Genomic DNA, 17,309 nt, shown 5'->3' on the forward strand with positions numbered 1-17,309 from the left:
CTCCTAGTTAAAGATAAAGGTCAGTACTGGTCGCCGAAGTCGTCGGAGTAGGACTCCAGGGCGGACGGGTCGAACCCGGCCGGGGAATCCTTCAGCGACAGTCCGAGATCGGCGAGCTTCGCCTTGACCTCGTCGATGGACTTCTGCCCGAAGTTGCGGATGTCGAGCAGATCGGCCTCGGAACGGGCGGTCAGCTCACCGACGGTGTGCACACCCTCGCGCATGAGGCAGTTGTACGACCGCACCGTGAGGTTGAGGTCGTTGATCGGCAGCGCCAGATCGGCGGCGAGAGCCTGATCGGTCGGCGACGGGCCGATCTCGATGCCCTCCGCCTCCTGGTTCAGCTCGTGAGCCAGACCGAACAGCTCGACCAGCGTCTTGCCGGCCGACGCCATGGCGTCACGCGGGCTGATGGCCGGCTTGGCCTCGACGTCGACGATGAGCTTGTCGAAGTCGGTGCGCTGCTCGACACGAGTCGCCTCGACCTTGTAGGTCACCTTGAGGACCGGCGAGTAGATCGAGTCGATCGGGACACGACCGATCTCTCCGTCGAGGGCCTTGTTCTGCGAGGCCGAGACGTAGCCACGACCGCGCTCGACGATCAGCTCGATCTCCAGACGGCCCTTCTCGTTCAGGGTCGCGATGTGGAGGTCGGGGTTGTGGATCTCGACGCCGGCCGGCGGGGTGATGTCGGCGGCGGTCACGCGACCGGCTTCCTCACGGCGCAGGTACATCACGACGGGCTCGTCGTTCTCCGAGGAGACGACGAGGTTCTTGATGTTGAGGATGACCTCGGTGATGTCCTCCTTGACGCCGGGGACGGTGCTGAACTCGTGCAGCACGCCGTCGATGCGGATCGAGGTGACCGCAGCTCCGGGGATCGAGGACAGCAGGGTGCGACGCAGGGAGTTGCCGAGGGTGTAGCCGAAGCCCGGCTCGAGCGGCTCGATGACGAACCGGGAGCGGTTGTCCGACACGACCTCTTCGGTCAGCGTGGGGCGCTGTGCAATGAGCACTGTGGATCCTTTCTGCGAGCGTCCGCCATATGACGCTCAGAAGGGGGCGGTGGGCCTAGAGGATGGGTGATGTCCAGGGGCGCCGGGCACGGCCTGAGCCGGCCCGGCACCTGGGTCGGCCGTCCGGAGCAGGATCCGAGATCCCGAGACGGCCGACGACGATCAGACGCGGCGGCGCTTGGCCGGGCGGGTGCCGTTGTGCGGCTGCGGGGTGACGTCCTGGATCGAGCCGACCTCGAGGCCGGTCGCGGTCAGCGAGCGGATCGCGGTCTCGCGACCGGAGCCCGGGCCCTTGACGAAGACGTCGACCTTCTTCATGCCGTGCTCCTGCGCCTGACGCGCGGCCGACTCAGCGGCCATCTGCGCGGCGTACGGGGTCGACTTGCGCGAGCCCTTGAAGCCGACCTGCCCGGCCGAAGCCCAGGAGATGACGGCGCCGGTCGGGTCCGTGATGGACACGATCGTGTTGTTGAACGTGCTCTTGATGTGAGCCTGACCGTTGACGATGTTCTTCTTGTCCTTGCGGCGCGGCTTGCGCGCAGCGGCCTGACGGGTCTTGGTTGCCATACGGCGGAACTCCTCTGGTGGGTATCGGGTGCGCCGGATCCCTCAACGGCGCGAAGTGACTGCGGCCTCGGAAGGGCTCGCGGTCCGACGGCGGATGCCGTGGGTCAGCGAGTCTTCTTCTTGCCGGCGACGGTGCGCTTGGGGCCCTTACGGGTACGCGCGTTGGTCTTCGTGCGCTGTCCGTGGACCGGCAGGCCGCGGCGGTGACGCAGGCCCTGGTAGCTGCCGATCTCGACCTTGCGGCGGATGTCAGCGGCGACCTCACGACGCAGATCACCCTCGATCCGGTAGTTCTCCTCGATGTGGTCGCGGAGCTTGACGAGCTCGTCGTCCGTCAGCTCGCGCACGCGCGTGTCGCCGGAGACGCCGGTCGCAGCCAGCGTCTCGAGGGCGCGGGTGCGTCCCATGCCGAAGATGTACGTCAGGGCGACTTCGAGGCGCTTTTCGCGCGGAAGGTCTACTCCCACCAGACGTGCCATGTGCAGATTCTCCTACTGTCTCGGAGGCCTGATCCGATACCTCGTCCGGTTCTGTTGCCAGGACGCCGCAGCCTCCGCGCTGCGGGTGGCCGGCCCGAGGGCCGGTGGTGTCGGTTCTTCTGTTGTCTGTCCGAATGATCGGACGGTGCCCCAGTGGGGCTGCCACCTCGAGGGTGGCCGTCACGGCTGTTGCCGGGATGGGCGGAGTGCTCCGCTCAGCCCTGGCGCTGCTTGTGACGCGGGTTCGAGCAGATGACCATGACACGCGAGTGGCGACGAATCACCTTGCAGTTGTCACAGATCGGCTTGACGCTCGGCTTGACCTTCATAGCTTTCCTTCTCCCGGGACGATCACTTGTAGCGGTACACGATGCGGCCGCGGTCGAGGTCGTAGGGGCTCAGCTCGACGACCACTCGGTCCTCGGGAAGGATACGGATGTAGTGCTGGCGCATCTTCCCGGAGATGTGCGCGAGCACCTTGTGCCCGTTGTCGAGCTCCACGCGGAAACGCGCATTCGCGAGCGCCTCCGTGATGACGCCCTCGACTTCGATCACGCCGTCCTTCTTCGCCATGCCTCCCCAATCTCTCGCCTCCGGCGAGCCGGTGGCCGAGTTCCGCATTCGATGAATACTCAGTCCATGCACACCGACCGTCGGGTGACGGTACGGTGGTCGACGTGGGTGACGCCGGAGCGCGTCGTCCGCGCGACAGGACGGACCGGCGAAACCGGCCGACGCACTGCACGACGGGACTGCAGACTGCACACGACGAAGACGTCGCGCACGGAGCACACCCAGTCGTCGAGCTTACACGGACTCCCCGGGAACGGCCACGCTCCCCGGGATGACGCCGATCACGTCACCTGCACAGGGACGGCTGACCCTCCCGATCCGGCGCGACGGACTCAGCGGCCCGCGGCGTCCAGGGGATCCGGAGCGGCGGTGACCCCGCGCAGCGCGAGCTCGGCGGCGCCGCCGTCCCCCGCGGTCAGCACCAGCAGCCCGGCATCGGTCACGGCGACCGAGTGCTCGCTGTGGGCTGCCCTGCCGCCGGCCGTGGCGCGCACGGTCCAGTCGTCGTCCTCGAGCTCCCAGGCCCCGGGGCCCTGGATGAGCATCGGCTCGATCGCGAGGCACATGCCCGTACGGACCTTCGGCCCGCGGGAGCGCGTGCGGTAGTTCATGACGTCCGGGGCCTGGTGCATCGCGGTGCCGATGCCATGGCCCCCGAAGCCCTCGAGGTGCGAGAGGGACTCCCCCGCCGCTTCGGAGACGTAGTCCTCGATCGCCGCACCGACCTCGCCGACCCGCTGCGCGGTCGCGAGGGCGGCGATGCCGGCCCACATCGCCTCGCGCGTGGTGCGCACGAGGTCCTCGTCCGCCACGGAGCGCGGCGTTCCCACGATGTGGGTGCGCGCCGCGTCGGAGTGCCTTCCGTCGATGATCAGACCGCCGTCGATGGAGACGATGTCGCCCTCATGGAGCGGCTGGTCATCAGGGATGCCGTGGACCACGACGTCGTTGACGCTGATGCACACCGTGGCCGGGTACCCCTGGTAGCCCAGGAAGTTCGGCGTCGCGCCCTCGTCACGGATCATCTCGTGGGCGAGCCGATCCAGCTCGTTCGTGGTGATGCCGGGACGGATGCTCTGCTCGAGCAGGTCGTGCACGCGGTGCAGCAGGTACCCGCTGCGCCGCATCACCAGGATCTGCTCGGGCGTCTTCAGCTCCACCCGCTCCGAGAGGATGCTCATCGTGCTGCGAGCGCCTCCTGCAGCGCAGCGGTCACCTCGTCGATGGAGGCCATGCCGTCCACGCGGCGCACGAGGCCGCGGCCGTCGTAGACATCGATCAGCGGGGCGGTCTGCTCGGCGTAGACGTCGAGGCGGCGACGGATGGTCTCCTCGGTGTCGTCGCTGCGGCCCTGCTCCTCACCACGGGCGACGAGCCGTGCCACGACGGCCTCGGTCTCGACCTCGAGCAGGAGCACGGCGTCGAGCGTGGTCCCCAGCTCGGTCAGCACGCCGTCGAGAGCGTCCACCTGGTCCAGGGTGCGGGGGTAGCCATCCAGCAGGAAGCCGGCCTGGGCGTCGTCCTCGGCCAGGCGCGAGCGCACCATGTCGTTGGTGACCGAGTCGGGGACGTACTCCCCCTTGTCCATGTAGGACTTCGCGAGCACACCGAGCTCGGTCTCCTGGGACACGTTCGCGCGGAAGATGTCACCGGTCGAGATCGCCGGGATCGACAGCGACTCCGCGAGACGCACGGCCTGGGTGCCCTTGCCGGCGCCGGGAGGACCGACGATCAGCAGTCGGCGGGCAGAACCGGCCGGAGCCCGGGTGCTGGCGGAATCGGTCGAGAGGTCGGGGCTGGTCACCGAAGAATCCCTTCATAGTGGTGCTGCTGGAGCTTCGCATCGATCTGCTTCACGGTGTCGAGGCCGACGCCGATGATGATCAGCAGCGACACACCGCCCAACGGGAAGTTCTGCGAGGCGCCGAGGTAGGTCAGGGCGAGCAGGGGCATCAGCGAGATCACCGCGAGGTACATCGCGCCGGGGGTCTGGATCCGGTTGATCACGTAGCGCAGGTAGCGCTCGGTGGGCTTGCCCGCCCGCACGTTGGGCACGAACCCGCCGTACTTCTTCATGTTGTCGGCGATCTCCTCCGCGTTGAAGGTGATCGACACGTAGAAGAACGCGAAGAACACGATCAACGTGACGTAGACCAGGGCGTAGATCCAGGAGAAGGACGCACCGCCCATCACGAGGTGCTGGTTGACCCACTGCACCCACCCGGCCTCGGGGTCCCCGAAGGACGCGGCCATCTGCGGCAGCGAGAGGATCGAGGAGGCGAAGATGACGGGGATGACGCCGGCCTGGTTGACCTTGACCGGGATGTAGGTCGAGGTGCCGCCGTACATGCGGCGACCCACCATGCGCTTCGCGTACTGCACCGGGATCCGGCGCTGCGACTGCTCGACGAAGACGACACCGATCATGACCACGAGGGCCACGAGGATGACGAGGCCGAAGGTCATCCAGCCCTGGAGCTCGAAGACCTGACTCATGGCGCCCGGGAACGAGGCGGCGATCGACGTGAAGATCATCAGCGACATGCCGTTGCCGATGCCGCGTTCGGTGATCATCTCGCCCATGAACATGATCAGCACGGTGCCGACGGTCATGGCGAGCACCATCAGCAGGAGCGCGGGGATCGACTGATCCGGCACCAGCGTGAGGTTGCAGCCCACGAAGAACTGACCCGAGCGCACCAGCGTGATGATCGTGGTCGCCTGGAGCACGCCCAGACCGATCGTCAGGTAGCGCGTGTACTGGGTGAGCTTGGCCGTCCCCGAGGCGCCCTCCTTGTGGAGGGCCTCGAAGCGAGGGATCACGACGCGCAGCAGCTGCACGATGATCGAGGCGGTGATGTAGGGCATGACGCCCAATGAGAAGACGGAGAGCTGCAGCAGTGCGCCGCCGGAGAACATGTTGATCATGCCCATCGCGGAGGCGCCTTGTCCCGACATCGACTGCTCGGAGCACATCATCACGTTGGTGTAGTCGAATCCCGGGGTCGGGATGAAGACGCCAAGTCGATAGATGGCGAGCAGGCCGAGGGTGAAGAAGATCTTCGCCCTCAGCTCGGGGGTGCGCAGCGCGCGCACGAACGAGTTCACCAGTTTCCCTCCTGGAGGTCCGGGGACAGGACCGTAGGACGTCCCGGTCCGTCCGGCTGTCGCGGAAGTCCCGCGACGTGTCGGACCAGCCCCGGTATGACGACGGGGCACCGCAGCACAGATTATTCTGCGCCGCGGTGCCCCGTCAAAAGAGACTCACGCGGTGGTGACGGAACCGCCGGCCGCCGCGATCTTCTTCTCCGCCGAAGCGGAGAACTTCTGTGCAGTGATGTCGAGCTTGACGCTGACCTCACCGGTGCCCAGCACCTTGACGGGCTGGTTCTTGCGCACGGCGCCCTGGGCGACGAGATCCTCGACCGTGACAGTGCCACCCTCGGGGAACAGCTCCTGCAGGGCCGACAGGTTCACGACCTGGTACTCGACGCGGAAGGGATTGGTGAAACCGCGCAGCTTCGGGAGGCGCATATGCATAGGCATCTGCCCACCCTCGAAGCCGAGGCGCACCGTGTTGCGGGCCTTGGTGCCCTTGGTGCCACGTCCGGCGGTCTTGCCCTTGGAGGCCTCACCACGACCGACGCGGGTGCGCGCGGTCTTGGAACCCGGCGCGGGGCGCAGGTCGTGAAGCTTCAGGGGGTTCTGGTTGGAATCAGTCATGAGAGTCAGTCCACCTCTTCGAACGTCACCAGGTGCGTGACGGTGCGGACCATGCCGCGGATCTCAGGGCGATCTTCCTTCACCACCGTGTCACCGATGCGCTTGAGGCCGAGGCCTCGCAGGGTGGCGCGCTGGCTCTGGCTACCGCCGATGTCGGAACGAACCTGGGTCACCTTGATCTGCATCAGGCACCCACCTTCGCGGCCCGGGCAGCTGCGCGGCCCTCGGCCTGTGCCCGGAGCAGTGCCGCCGGGGCGACGTGCTCGACCGAGAGGCCACGACGTGCTGCCACGGCCTCCGGCTCCTCGAGCTGCTTCAGGGCATCGACGGTCGCCCGCACGATGTTGATCTGGTTCGTCGAGCCGAGCGACTTGGAGAGCACATCGTGCACTCCGGCGCACTCGAGCACGGCGCGAACCGGACCGCCGGCGATCACACCGGTACCCGGGGCGGCCGGACGGAGCAGGACGACGCCTGCTGCATCCTCACCCTGGACCGGGTGCACGACGGTGCCCTGGATGCGGGGAACGCGGAAGAAGTTCTTCTTCGCTTCCTCGACACCCTTGGCGATCGCCGCGGGCACCTCCTTGGCCTTGCCGTAGCCGACGCCCACGGTGCCGTCGCCGTCACCCACCACCACAAGGGCGGTGAAGGAGAAACGACGGCCGCCCTTGACGACCTTCGACACGCGGTTGATGCTCACGACGCGCTCGAGGAAGGCCGACTTCTCGGCTTCCTGTCCGCGCCCGCGGCCACCCTGACGGCCACCGCGGTCGTTGCCGCCCTGACGGGCGCCGCGATCGGTGTTGTTGGTGGTGGAATTGTCGTCCCGCCGGCCGGAGGCCGCGGGACCGTTGTTCCGCTGCTGTGCAGCCATATTCAGATCCTCTTCTCGTCCTGTGTCCGGGGGGCGGTCACAGCGCCAGGCCTGCTTCGCGAGCGCCATCTGCGATGGCGGCCACGCGACCGTGGTACTTGTTGCCGCCGCGATCGAACACGACGGAGTCGATCCCGGCCGCCTTGGCGCGCTCGGCGACAAGTGCACCGACGGTGCGAGCCTTGTCCGCCTTGGGCGCCTCGGAGCCGCGCAGGTCGGCCTCCATGGTCGATGCCGACGCGATGGTCTTGCCCAGCGCGTCGTCGACGACCTGGACGAAGACGTGACGCGACGAGCGGGTGACCACCAGGCGCGGACGCAGGGCGGTGCCGACGACGCGACGACGGACACGCAGGTGACGACGGCCGCGCGAGCGCAGCTTGCTGCCGCGGTTGCCCTTGGTGTGCTTGAGTGCGTAACCCATGATCACTTACCAGCCTTTCCGGCCTTGCGCACCACGACTTCGTCCGCGTACCGCACGCCCTTGCCCTTGTAGGGCTCCGGCTTACGGATCTTGCGGATGTTCGCGGCGACCTCGCCCACCTGCTGCTTGTCGATGCCGGCGACCGAGAACTTGGTCGGCGACTCGACGGAGAAGGTGATGCCCTGAGGCGCCTTCACCGAGACGGGGTGGGAGAAGCCGAGGGCGAACTCGAGGTCGGTGCCCTTCGCGGTCACACGGTAGCCCGTGCCCACGATCTCCAGCTTCTTGGTGTAGCCCTCGGTGACACCGAGGACCATGTTGTTGATGAGCGTGCGGGTCAGGCCGTGGAGCGACCTGCTCTCGCGCTCGTCGTCGGGGCGGCTGACCACGATGGAGCCGTCCTCACCGCGCTCGACGGTGATGGGCTCGGGCACGTGGTGCTTGAGCTCGCCCTTGGGACCGGTCACCTTGACGGTGCGATCCTCGATGGTGACGTTCTGGACAGTGGCCGGTACTGCAACCGGCAGGCGTCCGATGCGGGACATAGTAGTTAGTCTCCTCTCCCGCTCACCAGATGTAGGCGAGGACTTCCCCACCCACACCCTTCTTGGCTGCCTGCTTGTCGGTCAGAAGGCCGGAGGACGTGGACAGGATCGCCACGCCCAGTCCGCCGAGGACCTTGGGCAGGTTGGTGGACTTCGCGTACACACGCAGGCCCGGCTTCGAGATGCGACGAATCCCGGAGATGGCACGCTCACGGCTGTCCGCGTACTTGAGCTCGAGGACGAGCTTGCTGCCCACCTCGGCCTCTTCCTCGGTCCAGCCGAGGATGTAGCCCTCTGCCTTCAGGATGTCCGCAATGCGGGCCTTCAACTTCGAGTACGGCATGGACGCGGTCTCGTGGTACGCCCCTGAGGCGTTACGGATCCGCGTCAGCATGTCCGCGATCGGGTCGGTCATGGTCATGTCTGTTGCTTCTTCCTCACCTGGTTTCCCTCGGCATCATTGCTGTGCCTCGGGACCTCTGGCGGTAGTCCTTACCAGCTGCTCTTGGTCACGCCGGGGAGCTCACCGCGGTGAGCCATCTCGCGAAGGCAGACTCGGCAGAGTCCGAACTTGCGATACACGGAGTGCGGACGACCGCAGCGCTGGCACCGGGTGTAGCCGCGCACAGCGAACTTGGGCTTGCGCTCCGACTTCTTGATCAGGGCTGTCTTCGCCATATCAGTTCTCCTTGAAGGGGAAGCCGAGCAGCTTGAGCAGCGCGCGTCCCTCGTCGTCGGTCTTCGCCGTGGTCACGACCGTGATGTCCATACCGCGGACGCGATCGATCTTGTCCTGGTCGATCTCGTGGAACATGACCTGCTCCGTGAGACCGAAGGTGTAGTTGCCGTTGCCGTCGAAGTGCTTCGGCGACAGTCCACGGAAATCGCGGATACGCGGCAGCGCGGTCGACAGCAGACGGTCCAGGAACTCCCACATGCGAGCGTTGCGCAGTGTGACGTGCGCACCGATCGGCATGCCTTCACGCAGCTTGAACTGCGCGATGGACTTGCGAGCCTTGGTGACCTGCGGCTTCTGGCCGGTGATGGCTGCGAGGTCGCGGATGGCGCCGTCGATGACCTTGGAGTCGCGGGCGGCGTCGCCGACACCCATGTTCACGACGATCTTGGTCACTCCGGGCACCAGCATGACGTTCTCGTAACCGAACTGCTCGGTCAGCTCCGTCTTGATGGTGTCGTTGTACTTCGTCTTCAGACGCGGGGTGGGCGTCTGGGTAGCGGTCTCGCTCATCAGATGTCCTTCCCGGAGCGCTTCGCGAAGCGGACACGCACCTGCTTGGAGCGGCCGTTCTCGAGCTCGACGGTCTCGACGCGGTACCCGACCTTGGTCGGCTTGTTGTCCTCAGGATCGACCAGAGCCACGTTCGAGACGTGCAGGGAGGCCTCGCGCTGCTCGATGCCGCCCGCGCCCCCCGCCTGGTTCGGCTTGAGGTGGTGCGTGCGCCGGTTGATGCCCTCGACGAGGACGCGCCCCGTGTCGGGGAACACCTGGAGCACACGACCCTGCTTGCCCTTGTCGCCGGCCTCGAGCCCGCGCGCGGCGAGCTTGTCGCCGTCGCTCGAGCGACCGGTGATGACCTGGACGAGATCGCCCTTCTTGATCTTCATCTTTGCCATATCACAGCACCTCCGGTGCCAGCGAGATGATCTTCATGAAGCGCTTGTCGCGCAGCTCGCGACCGACAGGGCCGAAGATGCGCGTACCGCGCGGCTCGCCGTCGGCCTTGAGGATCACCGCTGCGTTCTCGTCGAAGCGGATGTAGGACCCGTCGGCACGCCGACGCTCCTTGGACGTGCGGACGACGACCGCCTTGATGACGTCGCCCTTCTTGACGTTGCCACCGGGGATGGCGTCCTTGACGGTCGCCACGATGGTGTCCCCGATGCTGGCGTAACGGCGACCGGAGCCACCGAGAACGCGGATGCACAGAATCTCCTTGGCACCCGTGTTGTCGGCGACCTTCAGTCGCGACTCCTGCTGAATCACTCGTTCTCCTATCGTCTCACCGGTTCTCTTCCGCCCCGCGGGAGCGGGACGACCGAGCCTTGCGGAACGGAATGTGGACCATGCCCGGCATCGTCCCTGGTCACAGCATGGACCGGGGGCGTCACCGACGACGGGCCCCGGGCACCAAAAAGCCCTCAGCCGGACTCACGCACTAGCATGGGGAACGCAGAACGTTCGCTTCTCGTGCAAGGTCTCCGACGAGGAGGGATCTGGTGGTACCGGATCCTGTCACGGACTCCAGCTCCCGGGCACCCAGGGGCGCTCAGGGACAGTCGTCCGGCAACTGCTCAAGACTACGCGCTACCACGTGGCGGTGTCACCCTGCGAGGGGCATCAACCTGGTGTGTGCTTGCTCTCGTGACGGCCGAGATGACACAGGAGGAGCGCCTTAGACTCTGTCCATGATCGACATCGACGTCGCACGGCGACTCAAGGACGCAGGCCTCCCCTGGGAGCCCGCGGACGGGGACCTCTTCATGATCGACACCGAGCAGATGCGCGACAAGGCGTTCATGCTCTCCTCCATGGTGATCGAGCGCGGGCCAGGACTGGCCGGCGGACAGGTGTTCCGGTTCAACGGCACCACGGAATGGGCGCTGGACTCGATCGAGCAGCACGAGGCGCTGTGGATTCCGCGGGAGGACCAACTGCGCGCAGCACTGGGCACCGCGTTCCGCGGGCTCCGGCGGGAGGAGGACGGGGTCTTCACCGTCGTCCTCTCCCCCGCTGGTGGCGCAGCGCTCCGTGAGATCCGTGCCCCGCAGGCGGAGGATGCCTACGCCAGGGCGCTGCTCGTGCACCTGACGCACCCCAGCTGAATCGTCCCGGTTCACGCACCTGCTGAGTCGTCCCGCCTCGCGCACCGTGGGCGAGAGATGCTCCGGGACGACCGAAGGGCCGGTCCTCCCCGTGGGGAGAACCGGCCCTTCGGACGATCCTGATGCGGTCACGAGGACCGCGGGATCACTTGGCTCGCTCGGTGACCTCGACCAGACGCCACCGCTTGGAGGCGGACATCGGGCGGGTCTCCATGAGGACGACACGGTCGCCGATACCGGCGGTGTTCTCCTCGTCGTGGGCCTTGAACTTGCTGGTCTTGGTCGTGACCTTGCCGTACCGAGCGTGCTTCACACGCTCCTCGACCTCGACGACGATCGTCTTCTCCATCTTGTCGGAGACCACGAAGCCGCGAACGGTCTTGCGGTAGGGACGCTCGCTGGAGGACGCGTGCGCGCCTTCCTTGTCGAGCTCCTCGACGGCCGGGGTCTCGGCCTGGGTGTTCTCAGTCATCTCTGTTCCTCGCTTCGCGGTCACTCGGCGCTGCCGGGCGCCTGACGGATGCCCAGCTCGCGCTCGCGCAGGATCGTGTAGATCCGTGCGATGTCCTTCTTGACGGACCGCAGGCGGCCGGAGCTCTCGAGCTGTCCGGTGGCCGACTGGAAACGAAGCTTGAACAGCTCGTCCTTGGCCTTCGCCAGCTCCTCGACCAGCTTCGGATCGTCCAGCTTGTCGATTTCTTCGGCGGTGAGCTTGGTCGCTGCCATCAGATGTCACCACCCTCTCGGCTCAGAATGCGGCACTTCATGGGGAGCTTGTGCATCGCCAGGCGCAGAGCCTCGCGAGCAACCTCCTCTTCGACGCCGGCGATCTCGAACATAACGCGTCCCGGCTTGATATTGGCGATCCACCACTCGACCGAACCCTTACCAGAGCCCATGCGGACCTCGGCAGGCTTCTTGGTGAGAGGACGATCGGGGTAGATGTTGATGAACACCTTGCCGCCACGCTTCATGTAGCGGGTCATGGCGATACGTGCAGCCTCGATCTGGCGGTTGGTGACGTAGGCAGGCGCGAGCGCCTGGATGCCGTAGTCGCCGAACGCGAGATCGGTGCCGCCCTTGGCCATGCCGCTGCGGGTCGGGTGGTGCTGCTTGCGGTGCTTGGTCCTGCGGGGGATCAGCATGTCGCTCAGGCCTCCGTTCCGGACTGCTGGACGGGAGCGGAAGCCGGCTGCTCGGCGGGAGCTGCGGCAGGAGCGGCAGTCTGTGCTGCGCCCTCCGTGCTGCCGTCCCGACGTGCGGTGGCGTTGCGCTCGTTACGACGGCCACGCGGGCGCTCTGCACGCGGGCCGCCCCGTCCGCCGGAGCGGGGACCCTGCGAGGCGGCCTGCTGGGCCGCGAGCTCCTTGGCGGTGACGTCGCCCTTGTAGATCCACACCTTCACGCCGATACGGCCGAAGGCGGTCTTGGCCTCGTAGAAGCCATAATCGATGTTCGCACGGAGGGTGTGCAGCGGCACGCGTCCCTCACGATAGAACTCGCTACGGCTCATCTCGGCGCCACCGAGGCGACCGGAGACGGCCACTCGGATGCCCTTCGCACCGGCGCGCTGCGCGGACTGCATGCCCTTGCGCATCGCACGGCGGAAGGAGACACGGGCGGCGAGCTGCTCGGCGATGCCCTGAGCGACCAGCTGGGAATCGGCCTCGGGGTTCTTGACCTCGAGGATGTTCAGCTGGATCTGCTTACCGGTGAGCTTCTCCAGCGCACCGCGCAGACGCTCGGCCTCCGCGCCACGACGCCCGATGACGATGCCCGGGCGGGCGGTGTGGAGGTCGACGCGCACACGATCACGGGTGCGCTCGATCTCGACCTTCGAGATACCGGCTCGCTCCATGCCCTTGGACATGAGCTCGCGGATCGCGACGTCTTCCTTCACGTAGTCGCGGTAGCGCTGACCCTCCTTGGAGGAATCAGCGAACCACCGGCTGCTGTGCTCCGTCGTGATCCCGAGACGGAACCCATTCGGATTGACCTTCTGGCCCATACGGGACTCCTTACTTCTTCACGGGAGCGACGACCACGGTGACGTGGCTGCTGCGCTTCTTGATCTGGAAGGCTCGACCCTGTGCACGCGGCTGGAACCGCTTCATGGTCGGGCCTTCGTCGACGAATGCGGCAGAGACGGCGAGTTCGCGCTCATCGAAGCGCTCCCCTGCCTGATCTGCCTTCACCCGCGCGTTGGCGATCGCGGACTCGACGAGCTTTCGGACGGGCTCACTGGCGGCCTGCGGGGCGAACCGCAGAATGTCCAGTGCCTCGGCCGTGCTCTTGCCACGAATCAGGTCCACAACGCGGCGAGCCTTCATGGGCGACATGCGGAGATGCCGCACCTGCGCCTTGGCTTCCATTGCTGTCCTGCTTTCTTCTGGGTGTCGGGACGTGCTGTCGTGCTGACCTCAGGTCAGCGGCGACGGCCCTTTCTGTCGTCCTTCTCGTGGCCCTTGAAAGTCCGCGTGGGAGCGAACTCGCCGAGCTTGTGGCCGACCATCGACTCGGTGATGAACACCGTGACGTGCTTGCGACCGTCGTGCACTGCGAAGGTGTGGCCGAGGAAGTCCGGTGTGACCACCGAACGACGCGACCAGGTCTTGATCAGATTCTTGGTGCCCTTCTCGTTCTGGACATCCACCTTCTTCTGAAGGTGGTCGTCCACGAAGGGGCCCTTGGCGATACTGCGAGGCATAGTTCCTGATTCTCCCTATCAGCGCTTCTTGCCGGACCGACGACGGCGCACGATGAGCTTGTCGCTCTCCTTGCCCGGTCGACGGGTACGGCCCTCGGGCTGACCCCAGGGCGACACCGGATGACGACCACCGGAGGTGCGGCCTTCGCCGCCACCATGGGGGTGATCCACGGGGTTCATGACGACGCCACGCACGTGAGGGCGCTTGCCCTTCCAGCGCATGCGGCCGGCCTTGCCCCAGTTGATGTTGGACTGCTCGGCGTTGCCGACCTCGCCGATGGTCGCGCGGCAGCGCGCATCGACGTTGCGGATCTCGCCGGACGGCATGCGCAGCTGCGCATACGGACCTTCCTTGGCGACCAGCTGCACGGAGCTGCCGGCGCTTCGGGCGATCTTCGCGCCGCCACCGGGGCGGAGCTCGATCGCGTGGAGGACGGTACCGAGCGGGATGTTGCGCAGCGGCAGGTTGTTGCCGGGCTTGATGTCCGACCCTGCGCCGTTCTCGATCCAGTCACCCTGACGCAGCTTGGCCGGGGCGAGGATGTACCGCTTCTCGCCGTCGACGTAGTGCAGCAGCGCGATGCGCGCGGTGCGGTTGGGGTCGTACTCGATGTGAGCGACCTTGGCGTTGACGCCGTCCTTGTCGTGGCGACGGAAGTCGATCACGCGGTAGGCACGCTTGTGGCCACCGCCCCGGTGACGGGAGGTGATGCGACCGTTGTTGTTACGGCCGCCTGACTTGGACAGCGGGCGGACCAGCGACTTCTCCGGCGTCGACCGGGTGACCTCGACGAAGTCGGCGCCACTCGAGAAACGACGACCGGGCGTGGTCGGCTTGCTCTTACGAATTGCCATGTGGGATTCCCTCAGACTCTCTTCGGCTCCTCGGATATCGGCCGCCTCAGGCGACCGACCCTCCGAAGATGTCGATGGCTCCGTCAGTCAGGGTGACGATGGCGCGCTTCGTGTCGTTGCGCTTGCCGGTCCCGAAGCGCGTACGGCGCGACTTGCCCTGACGGTTGATCGTGTTCACCGAGGAGACCTTGACGTCGAAAATCGATTCGACGGCGATCTTGATCTCGGTCTTGTTGGCGCGGGCGTCCACCAGGAAGGTGTACTTGCCGTTGTCCATCAGCCCGTAGCTCTTCTCGGAGACAACCGGGGCCAGCAGGACGTCGCGGGGATCCTTGTTCAGTGAGGTCACTTCGAGTCCTCCTCGTCCGTCGAGGACTCCTTGACCGCGTTCGCGAACCCGGCGGCCTTGGCGGCCTCCTCGGTCGCGAACCAGACCTCAGCCTTGGTACGTCCGTACCACGGGGAATCCTCGGTGTGGAACTTCATCGAGTCCTGGTTGCCCTTGATGGTGAAGCCCTCGGGAGCGGAGCCGTCGGCCACGGGGGCCGCCGAACCTGCACCGTAGGGAGCATCGTCCGCCGCAGCGGCCGGAGCGGCAGCAGCGGCCTTCGCCGTGGCGAAGGAGGAGGTGGGACGAGCCAGGGTTGCCTGGGCCACGAAGTCCTCGAGCGCACCGGAGGTGAAGACCACGTCGTCGGAACGCATGACGTCGTAGGTGTTCACCTGGTCCGCGTACAGGACGTGGGTGGCAGGCAGGTTGCGCGAGCTGAGCGCGCCCAGATCGTCGTCACGACGCACGACGACCAGCAGGTGCCGGCGGTCGGAGACGTAGGACAGGGTGACGCGCGCGGCCTTGGTGGACGCGACATCCCCGGTCAGCAGGGACGAGATCACGTGGATACGACCGTTGCGGGCCCGATCCGAGAGGGCTCCGCGCAGGGCGGCGGCCTTCATCTTCTTCGGGGTGCGCTGGCTGTAGTCGCGCGGCACGGGGCCGTGCACGACGCCACCACCGGCGAACTGCGGGGCGCGGAGGGAGCCCTGACGGGCACGACCGGTGCCCTTCTGCTTCCAGGGCTTCTTGCCGCCGCCACGCACCTCGGCGCGGGTCTTGGTCTTGTGGGTGCCCTGACGAGCGGCCGCCTGCTGGGCGACGACCACCTGGTGGATCAGGGGGACGCTGGTCTGCACGTCGAAGATCGACGCGGGCAGCTCGACGGTGCCGGACTTCTTACCGGCCGTATCGAGCACGTCGACAGTCAGATTCGCTGCCATCGGGCTCAGGCCTCCTTCGCGGGGCTCTTGACAGCCGAGCGGACGAGCACGAGGCCGCCCTTGGGGCCGGGAACGGCACCCTTGACGAGCACGAGGCCCTTCTCGACGTCGACCGCGTGAACGGTCAGGTTCTGGACACTGGTGCGGTCGCTGCCCATACGGCCAGCCATGCGCTGGCCCTTGAAGACGCGACCGGGGGTGGAGGCGCCACCGATGGAACCGGGCTTGCGGTGGTTGCGATGCGCACCATGGGAGGCGCCGACACCGGCGAACCCGTGGCGCTTCATGACGCCCGCGGTGCCCTTGCCCTTGGAGGTGCCGACGACGTCGACCTTCTGGCCGGACTCGAAGACCGACGCGTCGATCTCCTGTCCCAGCGAGTAGTCAGCGGCGTTGCCGGTGCGCAGCTCGACGAGGTGACGGCGAGGGGTCACGCCGGCCTTCTCGAAGTGGCCGCGGAGCGGGCCCGACACCTTGCGCGGATCGATCTGCCCGTAGGCGATCTGCACGGCGTCGTAGCCGTCGGTCTCGATGGACCGGATCTGGGTCACGACGTTGGCACCGGTCTGCACGACGGTCACGGGAACGAGCTTTCCGTTCTCGTCCCAGACCTGGGTCATGCCGAGCTTGGTGCCGAGCACGCCGGACACCGGACGGGCCTTCTGGCCGGTCAGTTCGTTGCTCATGTCCACCTGCCTCAGAGCTTGATCTCGATGTTGACATCCGCAGGCAGATCGAGGCGCATGAGCGAGTCCACAGCCTTGGGCGTGGGATCGACGATGTCGATCAGTCGCTTGTGCGTGCGCATCTCGAAATGCTCACGGGAGTCCTTGTACTTGTGGGGAGAACGGATCACACAGAACACGTTCTTCTCCGTCGGCAGCGGCACCGGGCCCACAACAGTCGCGCCCGCGCTGGTGACCGTGTCCACGATCTTGCGCGCAGAGGTGTCGATCACCTCGTGGTCGTACGACTTGAGCCGGATGCGGATCTTCTGTCCCGCCATGGCGTCCTGTCTCTCTTTCGTCTGGCATGGATACAACCGATCCCCGGTACCCGAGGACGGGCGTGTCGGCCTCTGCGGGGCACACGAGCCCAGCTTTCGGCCGCCGAGAATCGGCTGGTTCTGCAACTGTTCCCTCGTATCGATGCGCAATCTCTGCCAGAGGCAGAGTTCGCATCCTCGGGATGGACCTCATCCGGTGATCATTCGCCGCAGGTCGGAGACCTACGGAGAACGGAACCGGGCATGTCGGTCCGCGCAGACAACTCGTCTAGTCTGCCAGACGCCCCAGTACCCCACAAGAGGACCCCGGGTGCACCCGGTCACAGAACACGGTGAGACCGGTTGTCACCACTGCCCTTCCCTGTCCGCGCGGGAGCCCGCCCGGCCGGCCCGTGCGGGTCCGCACCGGCCGGCGCCG

General features: G+C 66.6%; 30 protein-coding genes. 1 reads left to right on the forward strand and 29 read right to left on the reverse strand.

Annotated features, from left to right (window positions below):
* Positions 1-20: 20 nt before the first annotated feature.
* From ACT3T5_RS07820 to rplN, 18 genes are all read right to left on the reverse strand, one after another.
* Positions 21-1,016, reverse strand: a complete 996-nt coding sequence (locus ACT3T5_RS07820) for a DNA-directed RNA polymerase subunit alpha (protein WP_444578072.1) — start codon at positions 1,014-1,016, stop codon at positions 21-23.
* 162 nt (positions 1,017-1,178) lie between these two features.
* Positions 1,179-1,583 carry a 30S ribosomal protein S11 gene (gene rpsK, locus ACT3T5_RS07825; RefSeq protein WP_193116809.1) on the reverse strand — a complete coding sequence of 135 codons (405 nt, stop codon included), beginning with the start codon at positions 1,581-1,583 and terminating at the stop codon, positions 1,179-1,181.
* A gap of 104 nt (positions 1,584-1,687) precedes the next feature.
* Positions 1,688-2,062 carry a 30S ribosomal protein S13 gene (gene rpsM / locus ACT3T5_RS07830; RefSeq protein WP_444578071.1) on the reverse strand — a complete coding sequence of 125 codons (375 nt, stop codon included), beginning with the start codon at positions 2,060-2,062 and terminating at the stop codon, positions 1,688-1,690.
* 215 nt (positions 2,063-2,277) lie between these two features.
* A complete protein-coding gene (gene rpmJ, locus ACT3T5_RS07835) occupies positions 2,278-2,391 on the reverse strand; it encodes a 50S ribosomal protein L36 (protein ID WP_010532506.1) in 114 nt (37 codons plus the stop codon).
* Positions 2,392-2,413: 22 nt separating this feature from the next.
* Positions 2,414-2,635, reverse strand: a complete 222-nt coding sequence (infA, locus tag ACT3T5_RS07840) for a translation initiation factor IF-1 (protein WP_193116807.1) — start codon at positions 2,633-2,635, stop codon at positions 2,414-2,416.
* A 332-nt stretch (positions 2,636-2,967) separates the two neighbouring features.
* Positions 2,968-3,816: a type I methionyl aminopeptidase gene (gene map, locus ACT3T5_RS07845; RefSeq protein WP_444594097.1), complete on the reverse strand. Its 849-nt coding sequence runs from the start codon at positions 3,814-3,816 to the stop codon at positions 2,968-2,970.
* On the reverse strand, positions 3,813-4,439 hold the full coding sequence (locus tag ACT3T5_RS07850; protein WP_444578069.1) for an adenylate kinase: 627 nt from the start codon (positions 4,437-4,439) through the stop codon (positions 3,813-3,815). The genes map and ACT3T5_RS07850 overlap by 4 nt, the downstream gene beginning before the upstream one ends.
* Positions 4,436-5,743, reverse strand: coding sequence for a preprotein translocase subunit SecY (gene secY, locus ACT3T5_RS07855; protein ID WP_444578068.1), 1,308 nt, complete (start codon positions 5,741-5,743; stop codon positions 4,436-4,438). The genes ACT3T5_RS07850 and secY overlap by 4 nt, the downstream gene beginning before the upstream one ends.
* 156 nt (positions 5,744-5,899) lie before the next feature.
* Positions 5,900-6,358: a 50S ribosomal protein L15 gene (rplO, locus tag ACT3T5_RS07860; protein ID WP_444578067.1), complete on the reverse strand. Its 459-nt coding sequence runs from the start codon at positions 6,356-6,358 to the stop codon at positions 5,900-5,902.
* Between the two features lie 5 nt (positions 6,359-6,363).
* The gene (rpmD, locus tag ACT3T5_RS07865; protein WP_158542032.1) at positions 6,364-6,546 is read right to left on the reverse strand and encodes a 50S ribosomal protein L30; all 183 of its coding nucleotides are present in this window, start codon (positions 6,544-6,546) and stop codon (positions 6,364-6,366) included.
* Positions 6,543-7,235, reverse strand: a complete 693-nt coding sequence (gene rpsE, locus ACT3T5_RS07870; protein ID WP_444578066.1) for a 30S ribosomal protein S5 — start codon at positions 7,233-7,235, stop codon at positions 6,543-6,545. Before rpsE ends, rpmD begins: the two co-directional genes overlap by 4 nt.
* A 37-nt stretch (positions 7,236-7,272) precedes the next feature.
* On the reverse strand, positions 7,273-7,659 hold the full coding sequence (gene rplR, locus ACT3T5_RS07875) for a 50S ribosomal protein L18 (protein ID WP_444578065.1): 387 nt from the start codon (positions 7,657-7,659) through the stop codon (positions 7,273-7,275).
* Positions 7,660-7,661: 2 nt separating this feature from the next.
* On the reverse strand, positions 7,662-8,204 hold the full coding sequence (gene rplF, locus ACT3T5_RS07880) for a 50S ribosomal protein L6 (protein ID WP_444578064.1): 543 nt from the start codon (positions 8,202-8,204) through the stop codon (positions 7,662-7,664).
* A 22-nt stretch (positions 8,205-8,226) separates the two neighbouring features.
* Positions 8,227-8,625, reverse strand: a complete 399-nt coding sequence (gene rpsH / locus ACT3T5_RS07885) for a 30S ribosomal protein S8 (RefSeq protein WP_444578063.1) — start codon at positions 8,623-8,625, stop codon at positions 8,227-8,229.
* A 71-nt stretch (positions 8,626-8,696) separates the two neighbouring features.
* A complete protein-coding gene (locus ACT3T5_RS07890; RefSeq protein ID WP_193103395.1) occupies positions 8,697-8,882 on the reverse strand; it encodes a type Z 30S ribosomal protein S14 in 186 nt (61 codons plus the stop codon).
* Between the two features lies 1 nt (position 8,883).
* Entirely contained in the window at positions 8,884-9,453 is a 570-nt protein-coding gene (gene rplE / locus ACT3T5_RS07895; RefSeq protein ID WP_444578062.1) for a 50S ribosomal protein L5, read from the reverse strand.
* Positions 9,453-9,839 carry a 50S ribosomal protein L24 gene (gene rplX / locus ACT3T5_RS07900; RefSeq protein WP_343925877.1) on the reverse strand — a complete coding sequence of 129 codons (387 nt, stop codon included), beginning with the start codon at positions 9,837-9,839 and terminating at the stop codon, positions 9,453-9,455. Before rplX ends, rplE begins: the two co-directional genes overlap by 1 nt.
* Before the next feature lies 1 nt (position 9,840).
* The gene (rplN, locus tag ACT3T5_RS07905; protein WP_193116799.1) at positions 9,841-10,209 is read right to left on the reverse strand and encodes a 50S ribosomal protein L14; all 369 of its coding nucleotides are present in this window, start codon (positions 10,207-10,209) and stop codon (positions 9,841-9,843) included.
* Positions 10,210-10,631: 422 nt separating this feature from the next.
* Here rplN and ACT3T5_RS07910 point away from each other — a divergent pair, with 422 nt between their 5' ends.
* Positions 10,632-11,048, forward strand: a complete 417-nt coding sequence (locus ACT3T5_RS07910) for a hypothetical protein (RefSeq protein ID WP_444594098.1) — start codon at positions 10,632-10,634, stop codon at positions 11,046-11,048.
* A 145-nt stretch (positions 11,049-11,193) separates the two neighbouring features.
* Here the strand turns inward: ACT3T5_RS07910 and rpsQ are convergent, their stop codons facing one another.
* Genes rpsQ through rpsJ form a run of 11 tightly spaced genes read right to left on the reverse strand, consistent with a single transcriptional unit; the run spans position 11,194 to position 16,891 of the window.
* Positions 11,194-11,520, reverse strand: a complete 327-nt coding sequence (rpsQ, locus tag ACT3T5_RS07915; RefSeq protein ID WP_444578060.1) for a 30S ribosomal protein S17 — start codon at positions 11,518-11,520, stop codon at positions 11,194-11,196.
* Between the two features lie 20 nt (positions 11,521-11,540).
* The gene (gene rpmC, locus ACT3T5_RS07920) at positions 11,541-11,774 is read right to left on the reverse strand and encodes a 50S ribosomal protein L29 (RefSeq protein ID WP_193116796.1); all 234 of its coding nucleotides are present in this window, start codon (positions 11,772-11,774) and stop codon (positions 11,541-11,543) included.
* On the reverse strand, positions 11,774-12,193 hold the full coding sequence (rplP, locus tag ACT3T5_RS07925) for a 50S ribosomal protein L16 (protein WP_444578059.1): 420 nt from the start codon (positions 12,191-12,193) through the stop codon (positions 11,774-11,776). Before rplP ends, rpmC begins: the two co-directional genes overlap by 1 nt.
* 5 nt (positions 12,194-12,198) lie before the next feature.
* On the reverse strand, positions 12,199-13,056 hold the full coding sequence (rpsC, locus tag ACT3T5_RS07930) for a 30S ribosomal protein S3 (protein ID WP_444578058.1): 858 nt from the start codon (positions 13,054-13,056) through the stop codon (positions 12,199-12,201).
* Positions 13,057-13,066: 10 nt separating this feature from the next.
* Positions 13,067-13,420, reverse strand: coding sequence for a 50S ribosomal protein L22 (gene rplV, locus ACT3T5_RS07935; protein WP_193116793.1), 354 nt, complete (start codon positions 13,418-13,420; stop codon positions 13,067-13,069).
* A 53-nt stretch (positions 13,421-13,473) separates the two neighbouring features.
* Positions 13,474-13,755 (reverse strand): 30S ribosomal protein S19, encoded by a 282-nt coding sequence (gene rpsS / locus ACT3T5_RS07940; protein ID WP_096163286.1) that lies wholly within the window; start codon positions 13,753-13,755, stop codon positions 13,474-13,476.
* 18 nt (positions 13,756-13,773) lie between these two features.
* A complete protein-coding gene (rplB, locus tag ACT3T5_RS07945) occupies positions 13,774-14,610 on the reverse strand; it encodes a 50S ribosomal protein L2 (RefSeq protein WP_444578057.1) in 837 nt (278 codons plus the stop codon).
* Positions 14,611-14,656: 46 nt separating this feature from the next.
* Positions 14,657-14,959, reverse strand: coding sequence for a 50S ribosomal protein L23 (gene rplW, locus ACT3T5_RS07950; protein WP_193116791.1), 303 nt, complete (start codon positions 14,957-14,959; stop codon positions 14,657-14,659).
* Positions 14,956-15,885, reverse strand: a complete 930-nt coding sequence (gene rplD / locus ACT3T5_RS07955) for a 50S ribosomal protein L4, sunset domain variant (RefSeq protein ID WP_444594099.1) — start codon at positions 15,883-15,885, stop codon at positions 14,956-14,958. The genes rplW and rplD overlap by 4 nt, the downstream gene beginning before the upstream one ends.
* A gap of 5 nt (positions 15,886-15,890) precedes the next feature.
* On the reverse strand, positions 15,891-16,571 hold the full coding sequence (gene rplC, locus ACT3T5_RS07960; protein WP_193116789.1) for a 50S ribosomal protein L3: 681 nt from the start codon (positions 16,569-16,571) through the stop codon (positions 15,891-15,893).
* A gap of 11 nt (positions 16,572-16,582) precedes the next feature.
* Complete coding sequence (rpsJ, locus tag ACT3T5_RS07965) at positions 16,583-16,891, reverse strand: 30S ribosomal protein S10 (RefSeq protein WP_087484116.1); 309 nt, start codon at positions 16,889-16,891, stop codon at positions 16,583-16,585.
* Positions 16,892-17,309: the final 418 nt, after the last annotated feature.

Source organism: Brachybacterium sp. AOP3-A1-3 (assembly GCF_052378285.1).
Classification (GTDB): Bacteria; Actinomycetota; Actinomycetes; order Actinomycetales; family Dermabacteraceae; genus Brachybacterium.